The 16,467-nt window shown below is 61.7% G+C and carries 13 protein-coding genes; 4 read left to right on the top strand and 9 right to left on the bottom strand.

Annotation, left to right across the window (positions count from 1 at the left end; all coding sequences use genetic code 11):
* Window positions 1-28: 28 nt before the first annotated feature.
* The 8 genes from NF78_RS14575 to NF78_RS14610 all read right to left on the bottom strand — a co-directional run bounded on the left by NF78_RS14575 (window position 29) and on the right by NF78_RS14610 (window position 9,186).
* Window positions 29-1,048, bottom strand: a complete 1,020-nt coding sequence (locus NF78_RS14575; RefSeq protein ID WP_072016084.1) for a substrate-binding periplasmic protein — start codon at window positions 1,046-1,048, stop codon at window positions 29-31.
* Window positions 1,049-1,056: 8 nt separating this feature from the next.
* On the bottom strand, window positions 1,057-1,842 hold the full coding sequence (locus NF78_RS14580; protein ID WP_035987458.1) for an aspartate/glutamate racemase family protein: 786 nt from the start codon (window positions 1,840-1,842) through the stop codon (window positions 1,057-1,059).
* A gap of 77 nt (window positions 1,843-1,919) precedes the next feature.
* Window positions 1,920-3,140 (bottom strand): MFS transporter, encoded by a 1,221-nt coding sequence (locus NF78_RS14585; protein ID WP_052050471.1) that lies wholly within the window; start codon window positions 3,138-3,140, stop codon window positions 1,920-1,922.
* A gap of 99 nt (window positions 3,141-3,239) precedes the next feature.
* Window positions 3,240-4,166 (bottom strand): alpha/beta fold hydrolase, encoded by a 927-nt coding sequence (locus NF78_RS14590; RefSeq protein WP_035987461.1) that lies wholly within the window; start codon window positions 4,164-4,166, stop codon window positions 3,240-3,242.
* Between the two features lie 226 nt (window positions 4,167-4,392).
* Window positions 4,393-5,550 (bottom strand): aromatic ring-hydroxylating dioxygenase subunit alpha, encoded by a 1,158-nt coding sequence (locus NF78_RS14595; protein ID WP_156119768.1) that lies wholly within the window; start codon window positions 5,548-5,550, stop codon window positions 4,393-4,395.
* 24 nt (window positions 5,551-5,574) lie between these two features.
* Window positions 5,575-6,636 (bottom strand): aromatic ring-hydroxylating dioxygenase subunit alpha, encoded by a 1,062-nt coding sequence (locus tag NF78_RS14600; protein WP_035989832.1) that lies wholly within the window; start codon window positions 6,634-6,636, stop codon window positions 5,575-5,577.
* Between the two features lie 395 nt (window positions 6,637-7,031).
* Window positions 7,032-8,639 carry a sensor histidine kinase gene (locus NF78_RS14605; RefSeq protein ID WP_197064842.1) on the bottom strand — a complete coding sequence of 536 codons (1,608 nt, stop codon included), beginning with the start codon at window positions 8,637-8,639 and terminating at the stop codon, window positions 7,032-7,034.
* Between the two features lie 190 nt (window positions 8,640-8,829).
* Entirely contained in the window at window positions 8,830-9,186 is a 357-nt protein-coding gene (locus NF78_RS14610; protein WP_052050477.1) for a late competence development ComFB family protein, read from the bottom strand.
* A gap of 515 nt (window positions 9,187-9,701) precedes the next feature.
* Between NF78_RS14610 and NF78_RS28300 the strand changes: the two genes are divergently transcribed.
* From NF78_RS28300 to NF78_RS14630, 4 genes are all read left to right on the top strand, one after another.
* Window positions 9,702-10,274, top strand: a complete 573-nt coding sequence (locus NF78_RS28300) for a hypothetical protein (protein WP_052050481.1) — start codon at window positions 9,702-9,704, stop codon at window positions 10,272-10,274.
* 283 nt (window positions 10,275-10,557) lie between these two features.
* On the top strand, window positions 10,558-12,408 hold the full coding sequence (gene ilvB / locus NF78_RS14620) for a biosynthetic-type acetolactate synthase large subunit (protein ID WP_197064843.1): 1,851 nt from the start codon (window positions 10,558-10,560) through the stop codon (window positions 12,406-12,408).
* A 369-nt stretch (window positions 12,409-12,777) separates the two neighbouring features.
* Entirely contained in the window at window positions 12,778-13,173 is a 396-nt protein-coding gene (locus NF78_RS28305) for a hypothetical protein (protein WP_052050484.1), read from the top strand.
* A 46-nt stretch (window positions 13,174-13,219) separates the two neighbouring features.
* Window positions 13,220-15,109 (top strand): peptidoglycan D,D-transpeptidase FtsI family protein, encoded by a 1,890-nt coding sequence (locus NF78_RS14630; protein ID WP_035987465.1) that lies wholly within the window; start codon window positions 13,220-13,222, stop codon window positions 15,107-15,109.
* A gap of 202 nt (window positions 15,110-15,311) precedes the next feature.
* Here NF78_RS14630 and NF78_RS14635 read toward each other — a convergent pair whose 3' ends face one another.
* Window positions 15,312-16,289 (bottom strand): metal ABC transporter substrate-binding protein, encoded by a 978-nt coding sequence (locus NF78_RS14635; protein ID WP_035987467.1) that lies wholly within the window; start codon window positions 16,287-16,289, stop codon window positions 15,312-15,314.
* Window positions 16,290-16,467 lie beyond the last annotated feature (178 nt).

Raw genomic sequence — 16,467 nt, forward strand, 5'->3', positions numbered from 1 at the left:
CAACAAAAAGGCCAAAGAATTACGGTCGCTAGGGAGACTGGGGAGCCCAGTAGTCGGCGTACTGATCCAGGACCGTGTCTACGGTGTACTGGGCAGTCAGGGTATCCAGGTACTGATCGACAAAGGCCAGCAGGTGGCTACTGCTCCAGGGCAGCACCACCGCCAGCGCATCCTGGGTATCGGTAAGGGCAATGGTCTGTAGTTGTAAAGCCGCGTCGGGCTGGGTGCGGACTACCTTTTTTATTTCCAGTTCATCGCGGTAGGCGGCAAGAATTTCACCCCGCACCACCGCGGCTACCGTGTCTTCCCAGGTGGGAAACTCCACAATCGTGGCCTGGGGAAACTTTTGCTGGAGAAAACCGACGTAGGAGGATCCCTGGATTACCCCCACCCGGCCTCGCAGGTCGCGAATGGTTTCGACCATGGTTCGCCCCTGGGTTTGCTCGGCCATCTGCAGGCGGTTCACCAACAGCCCCTGGCGCATGCGCAGGTAGGGCCGCGAAAACCGCACCCGCTGGGCCCGCTTCAGGGTGCGGCTAATTTTTGAAATCGCAATGTCTGCCCCACGCCCGTAGACCGTATCCACCACCTGGTCAAAGGTTTGGGGCGAGCGGTGAATTTCTAAACCCACCCCTAGCTGTTCGGCCAGGGCGCGAGCCAGCTGAATGTCCAGGCCCGTGAGCTGCCCCTCCCTGTCCATAAAGAAGGGGGCGTTGTCCTGGCCCAGCACTGCTACCGTCAGCTTGCCCCGAGCCAGAATGCGCTCGATCTCGGGCGGCATGGCGGGGATGGCAGCGGTCGTTGGGGGCGATCGCCGGGGGGAGGCTGTCGTGGCAGCCGCCGTGGACTGTGCTCGGGGCGTCGATGCGATCGCATTTCCCGCAGGCGATTGAGCCGCCAGGGCCGAATTGCCAAACCCCAGCGTCACAACCAGCAGTAGCCCCAGTACCCAGCCCACCAGCAGGGGCCACTCAGCTCTCGCGGCCCTGGTTCCCAACCCCTTCCCCAGGCGAGGAGAGGGCTGAGCCGTCGTCAATGTCTGCACCATAGTTACTCCTAGGCAGCTTGCCAGAGCGGCAGGGAACGGTGGCCCCAGGCCAGATCCAGGGTGATGTCGGCCACCACCGCTAGCGGATCCACCCAGGGCAGGGGTAGGGTGGGCATTTGTGCAAAGGCCACAGACAGCTCTGTGCAACCCGCAATCACCACGTCCGCTCCCTGGGTCTTGAGCCAACTCGTCGCCTGCTCTAATACCGTCAATGCTTTGGTAGATACCTGAGTCCCTGTGGTTTTTATTCCCCAATCGGGGTCATAGATCGACTGCATCACCAAATCTTGCCAGGGAGAATGCACATCAAAGCCCACTGGCGTGAAGCCCGCCTGACTCAGGCTGCGGCTGTAGAGGCCACAGCGCACCGTGCCGTCCGTGGCCAGCACCCCCACTCGCTGCACCGCAGGATAGGTGTAGCGAATGTAATCGCTTGTGCAGGCCATAAGATGGATCCAGGGAATGCCAATCTGGGCCTGTACCTGGTCATAAACGCCGTGGGCAGTGTTGCAGGTGACGACTAAAAAGTTGGCCCCCGCCCGCTCCAGCAGCTGCGCGTAGCGCACCAGTCCAGGGACACAGTCGGGTCCGCTGCCCTGCAGGCTCTCGGTGCGATCGGGAATATTGCTGCCGTTGACCAATAGCCAGACGGGATGGTCCTGGTCGCCCTGAGCTCCCCGTTCGGCGCTGCCCTGAATCAGGCGCTGCTCAAATAACACGTGGGCCATAGGGCCGAGGCCGCCCAGAATGCCGGGGATGGCAACTTGTTGATCCTGACGTGATAGCGCAGTCATGATGGCTCCTAGACGGGATCTTGCAGGACGGGCACCCAGGCGAAAAATTGACCATCCAGTGATGTGGTTTATGGAGTTTATGTGGTCAGCTGTCGCCGGGGTAGGTTGGTCAACGCAAAGCCCACCGCCATCACCAGCAGCAGCGCCCCCATCCAGAAGGGGGAGAGCATGCCCGAGCGATCGAACACCCAGCCCGCCCACAGAGGCCCCGCGATCGAGGCCACGCTTTGCAGCGCCTGGTTGCCGCCCAGGGTTTTGCCCTGCTCCTGGGCCGACACGCGAATCGAAATCAGCCCCCGCAGTGCCGGAATCACAAACCCAACCCCCAGGGCCAGCATTGCCTGGGTGGTATAGAGGGCCGGAATCAGCACCGGGCTGCCCGCCGGAATCAGCACCACCCCGCCAAAGGCCAACGCCACCAGAACCAACCCCGCCACCGCCAGTTTGGCCTCCCCAAACCGGGGCAGCAGTTGGCGAATCAGCCCCCCCTGCACCACTGTGGAGACAATGCCGATGAAGAAGAACACCATCGCCGCCTGGCTCGGTCCCCAGCCGTAGCGGGTGTTCAAAAACAGCACGAAAATACTGCTGAAGCCCGCAAAGGCAAAGTTAAAGATAAAGAAGGAAATCAGCAGGCCCTGGATGCGGCCATCGCGCAGAATGTCGCTGAGCTGGCCCAGGGGGTTGAAATCCCGCAGAGCTAGGGGACGGCGCTGGTCGGGCTCCAGGGATTCGGCCAGCACAAAGTAGCCCAGCACAAAGTTGAGCAGGGCAATGGTCCCGGCCACAAACACCGGCAGGTTGAGGCTGATGTTGGCCAGGGCTCCGCCCGCCGCTGGCCCCAGGGTAAAGCCCAGGCCAAAGGCCGCCCCGGTGATGCCAAAGTTCTTGGCCCGGTCCTCGGGTGGCGAAATATCGGCAATGTAGGCCTGGGCCGTGGCGGCCACGCCGCCGGTCACCCCATCGAGGATGCGGGAGAAGAACAGCATCCACAGGGTGGTGGCAAAGCCGAAGATAAAGTAGGAGATCGCCGTCCCCAGGACACACACCAACATCACCGGGCGGCGACCGTAGCGATCGGACAGGGCACCGATGACTGGGATGGCGATAAACTGGGCGATCGCATAGCTCGATACCAGCATCCCCAGGGTGAAGGCATCGGATTGGAACCGCCCCACCAGAAACGGCAGAATCGGGAAAATCAGGCTCTCGCCCAGCTTGTCGAACAGGATGGTGATGAAAATGAATACCAGCCGGGGTGCGGAGAGGGTTTTGGCGTTGACGGGAGTTACGGACATGGGTGGGTAGGTGAGTGGGTGGGTGGATGGGTGAGGGGTGGATGGGTAGGGTGCATAACGCTGGGGCGAGGCTTCGCCAACGCGAAGCAATGCACCGTGCTAAGCCACCGAAACTCCCGAGGGCGCGATCGCAGGCGCACCCTGCCGTGCCACCCAGGCTTCCAGATGGCCATTCACCACCTCGGGAATCTCATCCTGGGGGCAGTGGCCTGCCCCTTCGAGGGGAATGAACTCTTCAACGGCAGCGAAGTTGGCCAACTCGCGGCCCAGGGCGATCGGTTCCCAGGGGTCGGCGGTGCCCCAGAGAATTAGCGCTGGGCAGGTGATCTGCGGCAGCAGATCCTCCGGCAGCGGCCCGTCGAAATTGTTGATAAAGGCCCAGAACACATCGGCTGCACCGGGTTCGCGGGCGGGCTCCAGCAGCAGTTCAATCAGCTCGTCGGTAACAGCCTCGGGATTGCCGTAGGCGGTGCGGAGGACGGCGCGGATCCGTCCCGGTCGAGCGATCTGGGCGAACAGCCAGTGCACCAGGGCGCGGTTTTGGAGGACTTTCTTGAGCGCCGGGCGGCCCAGGCGGCGCATGGGGGGTTGGGTGTGCAGCTTGCGATCGCAGATCTGCCTGAGCGCACAGTCCACCAGCACCACTCCCCGGCTCTGCTCCGGGGCCATCACCGCTGCCTGGAGCGCCACCACCCCACCAATAGAGTTACCCACCAGAAACGCGGACTCCTGCACAATCTCCCGCACAAAGTCCGCCACCTGAGTGCCCCAGGTGTCGAAGTCGTAGGCCAGCGGTTCCCCAGGGGCGGGCTTGGCCGACTTGCCAAAGCCCAGCAGATCCACCGCAAACACCCGGTGGTTGGCCGCCAGGGCCGGAATAGTCTTGCGCCAGTGGCCCACGCTGGCTCCAAAGCCGTGGATCAGCACCAGGGCGGGGCCAGAGGTACCGGCTTGCTGATAATTAATGGCTTGGCCGCGCCACTGCCAGGTCCGGTTGGCGATCGGGATCTCGACGACAGGCATCATGGCGTTCTCCTTATGTGGGTTTCGTTGTGTCACACAGGGCGATGACGCACCCTACAGGTAGTTGTCGTAGGGTGGGCACTGCCCACCGCCCTCAATTCGATGAAAATTCTTTGGTTTCAAAGGTTTTGCGGCCTCATCCCCTCCTGAGAGGGGTAGGGGTGGGTCATCCCAGATCTCGGACCCACCCCGCCCTGCGGGCACCCCTCCCAGGAGGGGACGGCATGTTCTAACCCGTCACCGACTCCACCGGCAGCACCGTTTCCGGCAGGGCCGAGGGCACCGCGTAGCGCTTCAGCAGCTTGCGGTAGGCGATCAGCGTCGCGTCGCTGGCCACCAGCAGTTCTTGCCGCATGTCCTGGTAGGGGGCGACCTGGGGCACCTGGGTTTTGACCACCACATCGTCTTCCTGCATGATTTTGTTGCCCACCTGGGCGGTGTTGCCGTCCAGCCAGTGGCCCAACCCCGGCACCTGGTTGAGGAAGTTGCGAATGTTCACCGACTTGACCACCGTGATCGCCTCGTCCACCGGGATGTGGACCATGATGCTCTCGATTTTGTAGCGGCCAAACTGCACCGCCGAGTAGGTGACGTTGGGCAGGGCAAAGCGGTAGGTCTTGTGGGCTTCGGGGTCGTCCTGTTGCAGCACAAACCGCATCACGCCGTTGAGGCGGTTCACCTTGATGGGCAGGCTGGCGGCCAGTTCGTAGTCGCCCACCGTCACCTCGTAGTCGTCGATTTCGGTGTTCTGGGGCGCGTTGCTGGCCCCGATCGCCCCCTTGTGCATAAACAGCGCATGGGAGGTGTCGATGGCATTCTCCATAGTGCGGGTGAAGTGGGCGGCGAACTCGTGGCGGCTGTAGGTGGCGGGCCGCACGGGTGCTTCAAACTGCGGGAACTCGGGGATGGGCGGGCGGCGATCCGCCGGTAGCTCGGGGCTGCCGACAAACAGCCACACCAGGCCGTACTTTTCCTGCACCGGGTAGGATCGCACCCGCGCCCGCTTGGGAATCGGGGTGCCGGGGGCATCGGCGGGAATGTGGCTGCACTGGCCGTCGGGCTCGTAGCTCCAGCCGTGGTAGGGGCAGCGCAGGCAGTTGCCTTCCACCCAGCCCAGGGCCAGGCTGGCCCCCCGGTGGGCGCACTGGTTGTCGAGGGCGATCACCTGTCCCTGGGCATCGCGATAGAGGACGTAGTCGTGGCCCAGGAGCTTTAGCGGCGTGGGCTTGGAGCCCACCTCGTGGCTGAGTTCGACGGCGTACCAAAAGTTTTCGAGCATGGCGGTGGGGGAGTGGGTGGATGGGTGGGCGGGTAGGTGGGTGGATGGGTAGATGGGTGGATGGGTGGATGGGTGGATGGGTGGATGGGTAGGGTGGGCACTGCCCACCAGAGAATTTTGGGAAAAGGCGGCCTACCCGACGCTGACTTCGACCGGGGCTTTGCCGTTGCCGTTGGTGGCCACCGAGACTGGGGGGATGCCGTAGTCGCTGCCGATCGCCCAGCCCCATTCCACGCACTGGCGAATCAGCTTGCGGTAGGCCAGTTGCAGGCTGTCGGAGGCCAGCAGAATTTCGCCGGTCAGGGGCACTACCCGGGGCACCTGGCTTTCGATCACCGCTTTGTCTTCTAAATAGGTGTCGTTGGTATTTTTGCGGGAATTCCAATCGGCCCAGGCCTGGGGCAGGAAGTTGCGCAGGCCGATCCACTTGGTCAGGGTGGTGGTTTCGTCCACCGGGATGTTGCTGGCGAAGTAGATGTACTGGTAGCCGCGAAAGTTGAAGTCGAGGTGAATGCGGTTGATGTTGGGCATGTGGGCGGTGAGGGTGGCGCTGGAATAGGGGCGATCGCGCTTCACGATCAGCTTCAGCAGCCCGGCCCGCTTGGGGGGCTTGGAGACGGTGCGGGCGGTGGCGCTCCAGTCCTCCACCTGCACCTCGTAGGGGGGTACCACCGCGTCGTCCCGCAGATTAAAGAACACCGAGTGGACAAAGGGCGCGTGGGAGCTGTCCAGGCCGCTTTCCACCACGCGGGTATAGTGGGCATTCCAGGTGTATTCCCCAGTGATGGCGCGCCAGGCGGGGTCGCCGTACTCGGGCAAAGGCGGAATGGGGGGGCGTGCCTCGGCGGGTAGGTCGCCCACAAACAGCCACACCAGGCCGTAGTGCTCTTCCACCGGGAAAGCTTCAATTTTGGCCCGCTTGGGAATGGGGGTGCCGGGCTGGTCGGCGGGGATGTGGACGCAGGTGCCGTCGGCGTCGTAGCGCCAGCCGTGGTAGGGGCAGCGGATGCAGTTGCCCTCCACCCAGCCCCCCGCCAGGGATGCGCCCCGGTGAATGCAGCGATCGCGCATCGCCACGACTTGCCCATCCGATCCCCGGTAGAGCACGTAGTCTTCGCCCATCAGCCGCACCGGGCAGGGAGCGCTGGTGACGGCGGCGCTAAATTCAACGGCGTACCAGAAATTTTTGAGCATAGAAATCTCCTGGGGGATTGGGCGACCAGGCCCCATGGGGCCGAGGCTTGACACCGCCACGCCTGGGACAGACGTGCCGATTAACACAAGCTGAATTGATGTAAAAGCTTGGTTTGAGATTGCCCAATCAGGCCAAAGAAATCGCGGCTCTCCGCCGAAAACGGGCCACTTTAGCTAAAATCCCCTAGCTCTACAAAAATTTACCTGCCGATCGGACCTCTATCTACGGGTATCTACGGATACCTGAATAGACGGGGTCTAGACCGCCCGTAAACCAGGCGGTCTGTCAAACTCGTGCTGAATTTGCTTTGAGTACCCCCGGTTGGCTGGGCAAACGCCGTTTGCCCCTACGCAAGCTTCCTGGTTGGAATCGAGGTGATGCGTTCGGAGGTGGATTAGAGAGTTTTGGGTTCGAGGGGCAGAAAGACCGTAAGCACTTCTCCGGCCTGGGGGCGCTGCCGCACGATCAGTTTGCCGCCCAGGGCCTGGAACAGATTCTTGGTGGCGTTCAGGTTCAGGCTCAGACCGCCGGTTTCGGGCTGAAACATGAGCAGCTGGCCCAGGGCTTTGAACGGGGATGAGAATGAATCGGCTTCGGAGGGGGGCTGGGCACAGCCTTCGGGGGGCTGCGACTGAAACTGAAGTTTGAGCTGATGGCCCGCCAGGGTCACGGCCAGCTCGATATGGCTGTAGGGGGGCAGGCTGTGGGTGAAGCGATCGATCAGCCCGGTGAGCACCTGGGTGAGCATGGCCGGGTCGCTGTTGACCATGGGCAGGCAGGGGGGCACATTTACTGTCAAACTCAGGTTGCGGCGGCTGGCCTGCTGCTGCCACCGAGGGATGGAGTCGTCGAACAGCTGGTTGAGGGAAATGGCCGACAGGGGCGATCGCGGCCGGGCGGCCCGGTCGGTTTCCAACTCCACAGCGCGAAAAATCAGGCTGAAGCGATCGATCTGCTGAGTACACTCGCGATCGATCTGCCGCAGGCGCTTGGCGGCCTCGTCGCTGATGTCTTTGCGCTTGAGCAGCGATCGCGTCAGGGTGCGAATGGTGGTCAGCGGCGTGCGGATTTCGTGGGCCATGGCCTTCAGCAGCTCGGTGTCGGGGCTGTCATCGGGCGGGGCCTCTGGTTCGGCAAAGGCGGTGCGGTTGACCTGGGCTTCGACGTGGGGACTGGGGTCGGTTTGAAAGGCCGCCAGGGTAGGGCGAGCAGGCAGAGCCAGGGCCGGCATAGCCGCTGTTGACTGTGGCCCAACGGCTCCCGCGTCGGGCTGAAAGCGCTGCCTGAGCTGCATAAGTAGCAGCTGGCTGTAGCGGGTAACCAGGCGGTAGTCGGGCTCTACCGGAGGAAATTGCGCCAGCAGGCGATCGAGGGCTGGAACCAGAGGGGGCCGGGTGGTCGCCACGCGATCGCGCAGTTGTTGCACCCCCTGTTCCACCACCGCCGGGTCAAAGGAAAACTGAAACTGCGGTAGTCCATTGCTGCCATAGCCCAGCACCAGCAGCAGGCTAAAGTGCTGGGTCAAGAGCAGGCAAAACCGCTCACCCATCAGCGGATCGTTGTTGGTCAAAGGCACCATCTGTAGATCGCAGGCGGGGCCAGCGGTGTCTCGCTGGCCGTGGCCCGGCAGCAGCGGGCGCGTCACCGAAAGAATTTGTTCCAGGGGCTCGGGCACCAAAAGCCAGTGGGAGAGTCGCTGCCCCATCAGGCGATCGGGCAGCACCGGAAACGGACCTGACAACACTGTGCCCATCAGCGGCATTGGCTTGCTCCGGTCGGCGACTGCTGCCGCTGCCGAACGTTCTACCAGCAGCTTGATTAGGGCCGTAAGTCCACCCAGCCATTCGTGCTCGGCCTGCATGTGGGCCTGGGGCAGAGCGTCCGTGCCACCGCTCAGTAACCCAAGGGCGGCTTCCCGCTGCCAGTGGGCATCCTCTGAGCCCGCAACCGTTGGGGTTTGCGGCTCATGGAACAATGAACTCAGGGGTGAAAACTGTTGCACCAAGGCGTCACCTGTCTCAGGGAGAAGTCAACTGCGACCCATAAGCCACAGTTGCCAGGTTGCCCATCTCAGACAACCTGTTGTCTACTACGAGACTAAGCCCTGAGCCCCCCATTGAGCTATGGGTAGAACCGAACGGAAACCCGGCATTGCCCCAGGATGAGTCAGTCCAACCCTGCCCAACCCAGCCTTACCCAAACCAACTGGATGGAACAGGCTCGGTTTCAACCCGCTCTCTGCCCTGGCAGCGTTGCCAAACTTCAGGCCGCCCCAGCAGAGCATCAATTCCCTGGTGAATGAGTTGATGGATTTGAGCGTGCTGCTCGGAGGAATAGCAGTGTCCGGTTGAGGTCATCTCACAGGCGGCACTGCTGTCCATGGTGACGTAGACTACGGGCAGCCGAGCGAGAACGTAAGCGGTCAATTTTTGGCGCAGCTCTGGAACGGCATAAACCTGGCGATATTCGTAGAGGGGATAGGCCGCTAAAATGTCGTCAATTTTATCAGTTACGATCGGTAAAGTTAGATTGACAATCGCTTGCTTCATGAGGGTTAAACTCCAGGAATGTGCAGAGATGAGCCTAGGCGTGACTGGTTAATCAAGTCAGGGATCAAGCTAAACAGCAAAAAAGCTGGCTTGAACGGCGTGAATGCCGAATTCGAAGATTGAGTCAAATTTTTGTCGAGACGACCTCCTCAGCCTTGGAATGAAGCTGAGCTGGTCGTCGGGCTAGTTGTCAGAGTCAAGCTCTGGAAAAGATTGAAAGCGCTGAAGCGAAACACGTCCCACCTCCATCAGATACTCCCTATATATGCAGGCCAATGGCGATCGCCCTACTTAAGTTTTAGAAAATAATTATTTTTCTCTTTCAGGTGATTGTGAAAACTATGTAAAGTGCATCGTTTCTCAATCGTTGTTAGTCTTGGCAGGAGTGGGGTCCTTCAAGGTATTACATAATGTAATGGGTGAATGAATCGCCCTTGAGAGCTGCTCAAAGTGTGGTATCTGGTGTGCTTGCAGAGTCGGGATTGCGGCCAGTCGCTCTACTGGTCTGTGGGGGAATGCACTCCCCCAGCTATAGCGGGCAGGTGTTGACCACCCTGGCTCGGGATCAGAGGCTGAGTCAGCTGAGTACGGTGGTCGGGGTGCCCCAGGGCTCCCTGGTCGTGTCCCCCTTTGCGCTGCGCCGGGCGCTTGACACGGCCCTGGCCCAGCCAATCGGACAGGCGGCGGTTCCGCCAGCGCTAATCATTTGGGCGTTTAGCGCCGGCTGTGTGGGGGCGGCAGCGCTGGCGGCGCACTGGCAGCGCCACCGGGGCCCGGTGCTGGCCCTGTTTTTGGTCGATGGCTGGGGCGTGCCCCGCGATGTAGCCATCCCCACCCATCGACTCAGCCACGACCGGTTTACCCATTACACCTCGCGCTGGTTGGGGGCCGGGGATGATGATTTTTGTGCCGAGCCAGCGGTGCCTCACCTGACCCTCTGGCGGCAGCCCCAGGCGGTCATGGGGTGGGTGACAGGGACTGGTCAGACCGCCGCTGATCAGCCCAGCCAAAAGCTGACTGCAGCTGACTTTCTCTGTCAGCGATCGCAGGCGGCCCTGGGCCGCTACAGGGCCAGTGGCATAGTTTGACGGCTCAGGGCCCAGGGCTGCTCTATGCCGAAGGTAGGATGAATATCAACAGCTCATAACCAGGACCCCAAAGTGGACTCCTGACCCATAAAGACCCCGACCTCTGCTGCTACTATGGGGGGAAATGTTTCTCATGTAACAGCATTTAGCAACCCCATTCCTGTAAAGCAGCGGCGGTGAATCTGTTCACTGCCCGTGTGGCCCGAGGGAGAAAATGTTCTGATTTAGTTTTCTTCTTACAGCAATGCACTCTAGCCCAAGCCCAACCCAAGCACCCGCCGCTATGACTACTCCCGTTGCCGCTCCTAGCAGTGTTCTTGTGCGCCGTGCCACCGGTGCCTATGCCCTAATCGACAGCCTCAGACGCCACGGTGTAGAGCATATCTTTGGCTACCCCGGCGGGGCGATTTTGCCCATCTACGATGAGCTTTACCGGGCTGAGGCAGCTGGGGGCATTAGTCATATTCTAGTGCGCCACGAGCAGGGCGGGGCCCACGCCGCCGATGGCTATGCTCGCGCCACAGGCAAGGTTGGGGTGTGCTTTGGGACTTCGGGCCCTGGGGCCACCAACCTGGTCACCGGCATTGCCACCGCTCAGATGGACTCGGTGCCCATGGTGGTAATCACCGGGCAGGTTCCCAGCCACGCGATCGGCAGTGATGCGTTTCAAGAAACCGATATTTTTGGCATCACCCTGCCGCTGGTGAAGCACTCCTACGTCGCCCGCACCCCCGACCAAATTCCCCGCATGGTGGCGGAGGCGTTCTACATCGCCCAGACGGGACGCCCTGGCCCGGTGCTGATTGATATTCCCAAGGACATTGGCCTGGCAGAGTTTGACTATGTGCCCGTCGAGCCTGGTCAGGTCAACCTGCCCGGTTACAAGCCCACCATTAAGGGGAACGCGCGCCAGGTAAATCCGGCCCTGCGGCTGCTGCGTCAGAGCGAGCGCCCGCTGCTCTACGTAGGGGGTGGTGCCATCACCGCCGGTGCCCATGCCGAGGTTCGCCAGTTGGCCGAGTACTTCCAAATTCCGGTTACCACCACGCTGATGGGCAAGGGGGCCTTTGACGAGCACCATCCCCTGGCCCTGGGCATGCTGGGCATGCACGGCACCGCCTACGCCAACTTTGCCGTTAGCGAGTGTGACCTGCTGATTGCGGTAGGGGCGCGTTTTGACGATCGCGTCACCGGCAAGCTGGACGAGTTTGCCTCTCGCGCCCAGGTGATCCACATCGACATTGACCCGGCGGAGGTGGGCAAAAATCGTGCTCCCCAGGTGCCGATTGTGGGCGATGTGAAGCAGGTGCTGACCCACTTGCTCAATCGCCTGGAGGCCGAGAATCAGCTGCCGCCTCCCAACCAGACGGCGGCCTGGCGCGATCGCATCGACCGCTGGAAGCGTGACTACCCGCTGGTGGTGCCGAGCTACCCCGACGTGCTGTCGCCCCAGGAAGTGATTACCGAACTGGCCACCCAGGCCCCCCACGCCTACTACACCACCGACGTGGGGCAGCACCAGATGTGGTCGGCCCAGTTCCTGAAGAATGGCCCTCGCCAGTGGGTCTCCAGTGCCGGACTGGGCACCATGGGCTTTGGCATGCCTGCGGCCATGGGGGTACAGGTAGCCCTTCCCCATGAAACGGTGATTTGCATCAGCGGCGATGCCAGCTTCCAGATGAACCTCCAGGAGTTGGGCACCCTGGCCCAGTACAACATTCCGGTAAAAACGGTGATCGTCAACAATGGCTGGCAGGGCATGGTGCGGCAGTGGCAGCAGGCCTTCCACGGCGAGCGCTACTCCTCCTCCAATATGGAGGTGGGCATGCCCGACTTTGAGCTGCTGGCCCAGGCCTACGGCATCAAGGGGATGGTGGTGCGCGATCGCGACCAGCTGGGTCCAGCCGTAGCCGCCATGCTGGCTCACCCGGGGCCTGTGCTGCTAGATGTCGGTGTGCGCCGCGACGAAAACTGCTACCCCATGGTGGCCCCAGGCAAGGGTAACCACCAGATGATTGGTCTACCTGAGGTGCACGGCATTGGTGCGGGCAGCGATGCGGCTCTCTGCGTTAGCTGTGGCCATCAAAACCCCTCCACCAGCAACTTCTGCTCGGAGTGCGGGACTAAGCTGTAGGGCGTGTCATCAATTGTGGTCAAAAGCCCGATATATCCAGCCTTGCCACGCCCGACCCAAAAGACAGTCTAGGGGCTGTAATCCGCCATTTTTGAGCGTTGAGCTGCTAATTGGTGACAGCCCTTAGGGTTTTCTCTCAAAAAAATCTACGCCTTGGGGCAGTTTTGCGGCGTAATGGCTCAAGTTTTTCAGAATGCAGTATCCTGACTTCAGTTTTACTACTGGTGTGGGTCGTCTATGTCTGCTGCGCTGAAATCCTATGTGCCCCGTCCGCTCCCGTCTCGGCGGAGGGCAGCGACAGCCCTTACTCCGCACCTCCATAGCGCGGCCCCGCTACCAGCCGAGCCCAGCCCGCTGGCGTCTCCTCCGGTGGTTCTGCCTTCCCCCGGCACGGCAACCAATCCCCTGGTGCAGCGGCTGGCCCAGCTGCACATGGTTTCGTCGGTGCTGGCGGGGTCGCTGGTGGTCCTGACGCTGCTCACCTATGGCACCTCGGTCTATCTCAGCCGCCAGCTCAACCAGACCAATCAGCGGCTAAGTCGACTTCAGCGCAATGAGCAGCAGCTGACTAAGGCCAACGAGGTACTCAAAAATCACTTGGCCCGCCAGGTGGGGGGGGAGGAAATGGGGTTTCAGCCTCCCCAGCCGGATAGCGTTATTTTTTTGAAGCCCACGCCTCAGGCAACGGCTTTGTCTCCCGCGGTGCCCGCTGCAGCTATCAGTCGATTTGCCCTGCCCAAGGTAGATGTACCTTTGGGCTACTAGGCTAGCCCCAATGTTCCTGGCCCACTGTCTATCGGCGTCTTGATCCATGGCTAGTTCTACTTATTCTGCCCGCCGCCGTCGCCGCCAACGCCCTCGGCCACGGGCCGTTGTGGCGATGAAACCCGCTACTAACCAGAGGCGAGTGCTGCTGGTATGGGGGTTGCTGGTGCTCGCTATGGTGGCGATCGCGGGGCGACTGGCCTGGTTACAGCTGTCCCAGGGCGACAGCCTGGCCAGCCTGGCCCAGCAGCAGCGGTTTTTGCCCTCTATTCAGCGGCAGCTGCGCCACTCCATCGTCGATCGCCAGGGCAACGTACTGGCCGTCGATCAGGTGGTCTATACCTTGTATGTTCACCCACGGCTGTTCAGTCTGTCGCCTCAAGAGGTGGCGGCGGGGCTCAGCCCCCTGCTGGAGATGCCGCAGGCGGAACTGCTGGAGCGGTTTAGCCGCCAACCCACGGGCATTCGCCTGGTCGATGGGTTGAGCGAAGCCAGCGTGGACCGCATTCGCGCCCTGCGGCTCAACGGCATCGAGCTGCACGCTCAGCAGCAGCGATTTTATCCGCAGCAGCACCTATTTGCGCCCCTGGTGGGGTTTGTCAATTTTGACGGTCAGCCCCAGGCCGGCCTCGAAATGGCCTACCAGGAGCAACTTACCCTGGTCCCCCCTGAGCCCCCAGAAAACGCTGCAGAAGATAATTTAGAGGCCCAGGACGGGGCCCAGGACGGGGCTGTGGCAGCGGTGGATCCGGCGCTCCTCTACGGCCCGCCAGAACCGGGGGAAGCGGCGGCGGACAGCGCCGGGGTGGCCGGCCTGGCCGCACCGGCGGACAGTGAGCCCCTGCCCCCCTGGCAAACGGGCAGAGTCAGCCTTCAGCTTACCCTCGACAGTCGTTTGCAACGGGCCGCCCAGCAGGAGCTAGAGGCAACTGTCCAACAATTCCGGGCCAAGCGGGGCACGGTCATGGTAATCGATGCGCCGACGGGGGAAGTCCTGGCCCTGGCCAGTGTGCCCACCTACGACCCCAACGAGTACTACCGGGCTGACCTCAACCACCTGCGCACCTGGGCGATCAGCGACCTCTACGAGCCGGGGTCAACCTTTAAGCAGATCAACATTGCGATCGCCCTGGAGGCGGGGCTGATTGGCCCCGACGAGTTGGTCAACGACAGCGGCCAGATGCAGATTGGCCGCTGGACGATCAGAAACCACGATTTTGCCACCACTGGCGGCCGTGGCCCAATTTCCATCACCGACGTGCTGAAGTATTCCAGCAACGTGGGCATGATGCGGATTATGCAGAAAATGCCTGCCGCCGACTACTTTGCCTGGCTGCAGCGGCTCACCCTGGATGGCCCCAGTGGCATTGACCTGCCCGCCGAGGCCTCTGGTCAGATGAAAGACCGCGAACAGTTCGTCAGAAGCCTGGTGGAGCCCGCCACCACCGCCTTTGGTCAGGGTTTTTCCCTGTCACCCATTAAGATGCTCCAGCTCCAGGCCACCCTGGCCAACGGCGGCAAGCTGATTACCCCCCACCTGGTCAAGGGCCTGGTCAACGAAGCGGGGGAATCGGTTTGGACTCCTACGTTCCCTGAGCCGGTGTCGCTGTTTTCGCCCCAGACCACCCAACAGGTGCTCACCATGATGGAGGCGGTGGTGGACAGTGGTACCGGCAGCGCGGCCAAAATTCCCGGCTACCGGGTGGGTGGCAAAACCGGCACCGCCCAAAAGGCCGTGGCCGGGGGCTACGGTCGGGGCCGCATCACCAGCTTTGTGGCCATTTTGCCCATCGACAACCCCCGCTACGTGGTGCAGGCCATTGTCGACGAACCCCAGGGAGCCGACGCCTACGGATCGACGGTGGCGGCACCCCTGGTGAAAAAGGTGACCGAGGCCCTGGTGGTGCTGGAGGGGCTGCCCCCCAGCGGTGGGTAGGGTTTTAAACCTCAGTAGATCACAGAGCCCTCGCTGGCCCACTCTTCAAGAAGAGCAAAGCTCTACATCCCCCAGCCCCTTCTCCCATGTTGGGAGCAGGGGAGCCGGAAAGCTCAGAGCCCCTCTCCCAGGATTGGGAGAGGGGTTTGGGGTGAGGGCAGAGACAAGCAATTTCGATCTACTGAACCTGATTCAATTCAGGCTAAAAACCTGGCTCAGTCACCGTACCGCCGAGATTTTCCACAATGGTGCGGGTGTTGGCAACCATCATGGTCAGGTAGGTGTCGCCGCCGCTGCCGGGAGCGCCCACCGAGTCTGAGTAGAGCTGTTCAGGGGCCAGGGTGACTCCGGCTTCATTCGCCACGGTGGTAATCAGCTGGGGGTTGATCGTGGTTTCGGCAAAGATCGCAGGCACCCCCAATTGGCGGATCGTCTGTACTAGCTGCTGCACCGTGCGGGCGCTGGGCTGTTCCTCGGTGCTGAGGCCAATCAGGGTGCCGACGACGCTGAGGCCGTAGGCATTGGCGTAGTACTGAAAGGCGTCGTGGGTCGTGACTAGCAGCCGCTGGTCGGGGGGAATGGTGGCGGTTTGATCTGCGATCCAACTGTGGAGTTGGTCGAGTTCGTCGATATAGGCGGCGGCGTTTTGAGTAAACAGGGCTTCCTGGTCGGGGGCCAACTCAATTAGCTGATCGCGAATGGTCTCGACCATGGGAATCACATTGCTGGCGTCGCCCCACACATGGGGGTCGGGCACGGTGGCCCCATCCTCCTCCAGGTCGAGCGGCGGCACGACCTCGCCCACGGCTACCCGGCGAGCATTGACCCCGGCGGCATTGAGCAGGCGAATCAGGTTGGGCTCCAGGTTGTAGCCGTTGTAGAAAATTAGATCGGCCTGCTCAAAGGCAATGCTGTCGGCGGGAACGGGTTCGTAGACGTGGGGATCGGCACCGGGCTGCAAAATGCTGGTCAGCTCAATTTGATCGCCGCCCACCTCGCTGGCCCAATCAGCAATCAGGGTGCTGGTCGCCACCACGGCGGGCCGGCCATCCTCTGGGGCCGTGGCTCCCTCAGTAGATGTACGACTTTCAGGCGGTTCGCAGCTGGCCAATCCTAGCCCTGCGGCCAATCCCAGAATCAGCAGGCTGCCGTACCGTGAAAAAAGACTGATGCGTTGCATAGACTGTATTTCATTTTCCTTTCATTTTTACGATACAATATATTTCATAATCGTTTCATTTTTGAGCTCGCCCCCCCGTTACCCAAACTGGGTGTGGCTCCAAGACCAGACTCTACAATTCCTGTTAGCTGGGGGCATCTTCCCCAGGCAGGGGTCGGTGAGAGTTCTGAGACCTGAA

This window comes from Leptolyngbya sp. KIOST-1, from assembly GCF_000763385.1.
In the GTDB taxonomy this organism is placed as follows: domain Bacteria; phylum Cyanobacteriota; class Cyanobacteriia; order Phormidesmidales; family Phormidesmidaceae; genus Nodosilinea.

Bases quoted from the DNA above. Each gene is read 5' to 3' on its own strand.
- NF78_RS14575 (WP_072016084.1), bottom strand. From the start codon at position 1,048: ATGGTGCAGACATTGACGACGGCTCAGCCCTCTCCTCGCCTGGGGAAG.
- NF78_RS14580 (WP_035987458.1), bottom strand. From the start codon at position 1,842: ATGACTGCGCTATCACGTCAGGATCAACAAGTTGCCATCCCCGGCATT.
- NF78_RS14585 (WP_052050471.1), bottom strand. From the start codon at position 3,140: ATGTCCGTAACTCCCGTCAACGCCAAAACCCTCTCCGCACCCCGGCTG.
- NF78_RS14590 (WP_035987461.1), bottom strand. From the start codon at position 4,166: ATGATGCCTGTCGTCGAGATCCCGATCGCCAACCGGACCTGGCAGTGG.
- NF78_RS14600 (WP_035989832.1), bottom strand. From the start codon at position 6,636: ATGCTCAAAAATTTCTGGTACGCCGTTGAATTTAGCGCCGCCGTCACC.
- NF78_RS14610 (WP_052050477.1), bottom strand. From the start codon at position 9,186: ATGAAGCAAGCGATTGTCAATCTAACTTTACCGATCGTAACTGATAAA.
- NF78_RS28300 (WP_052050481.1), top strand. From the start codon at position 9,702: ATGCACTCCCCCAGCTATAGCGGGCAGGTGTTGACCACCCTGGCTCGG.
- ilvB (WP_197064843.1), top strand. From the start codon at position 10,558: ATGACTACTCCCGTTGCCGCTCCTAGCAGTGTTCTTGTGCGCCGTGCC.
- NF78_RS14630 (WP_035987465.1), top strand. From the start codon at position 13,220: ATGGCTAGTTCTACTTATTCTGCCCGCCGCCGTCGCCGCCAACGCCCT.
- NF78_RS14635 (WP_035987467.1), bottom strand. From the start codon at position 16,289: ATGCAACGCATCAGTCTTTTTTCACGGTACGGCAGCCTGCTGATTCTG.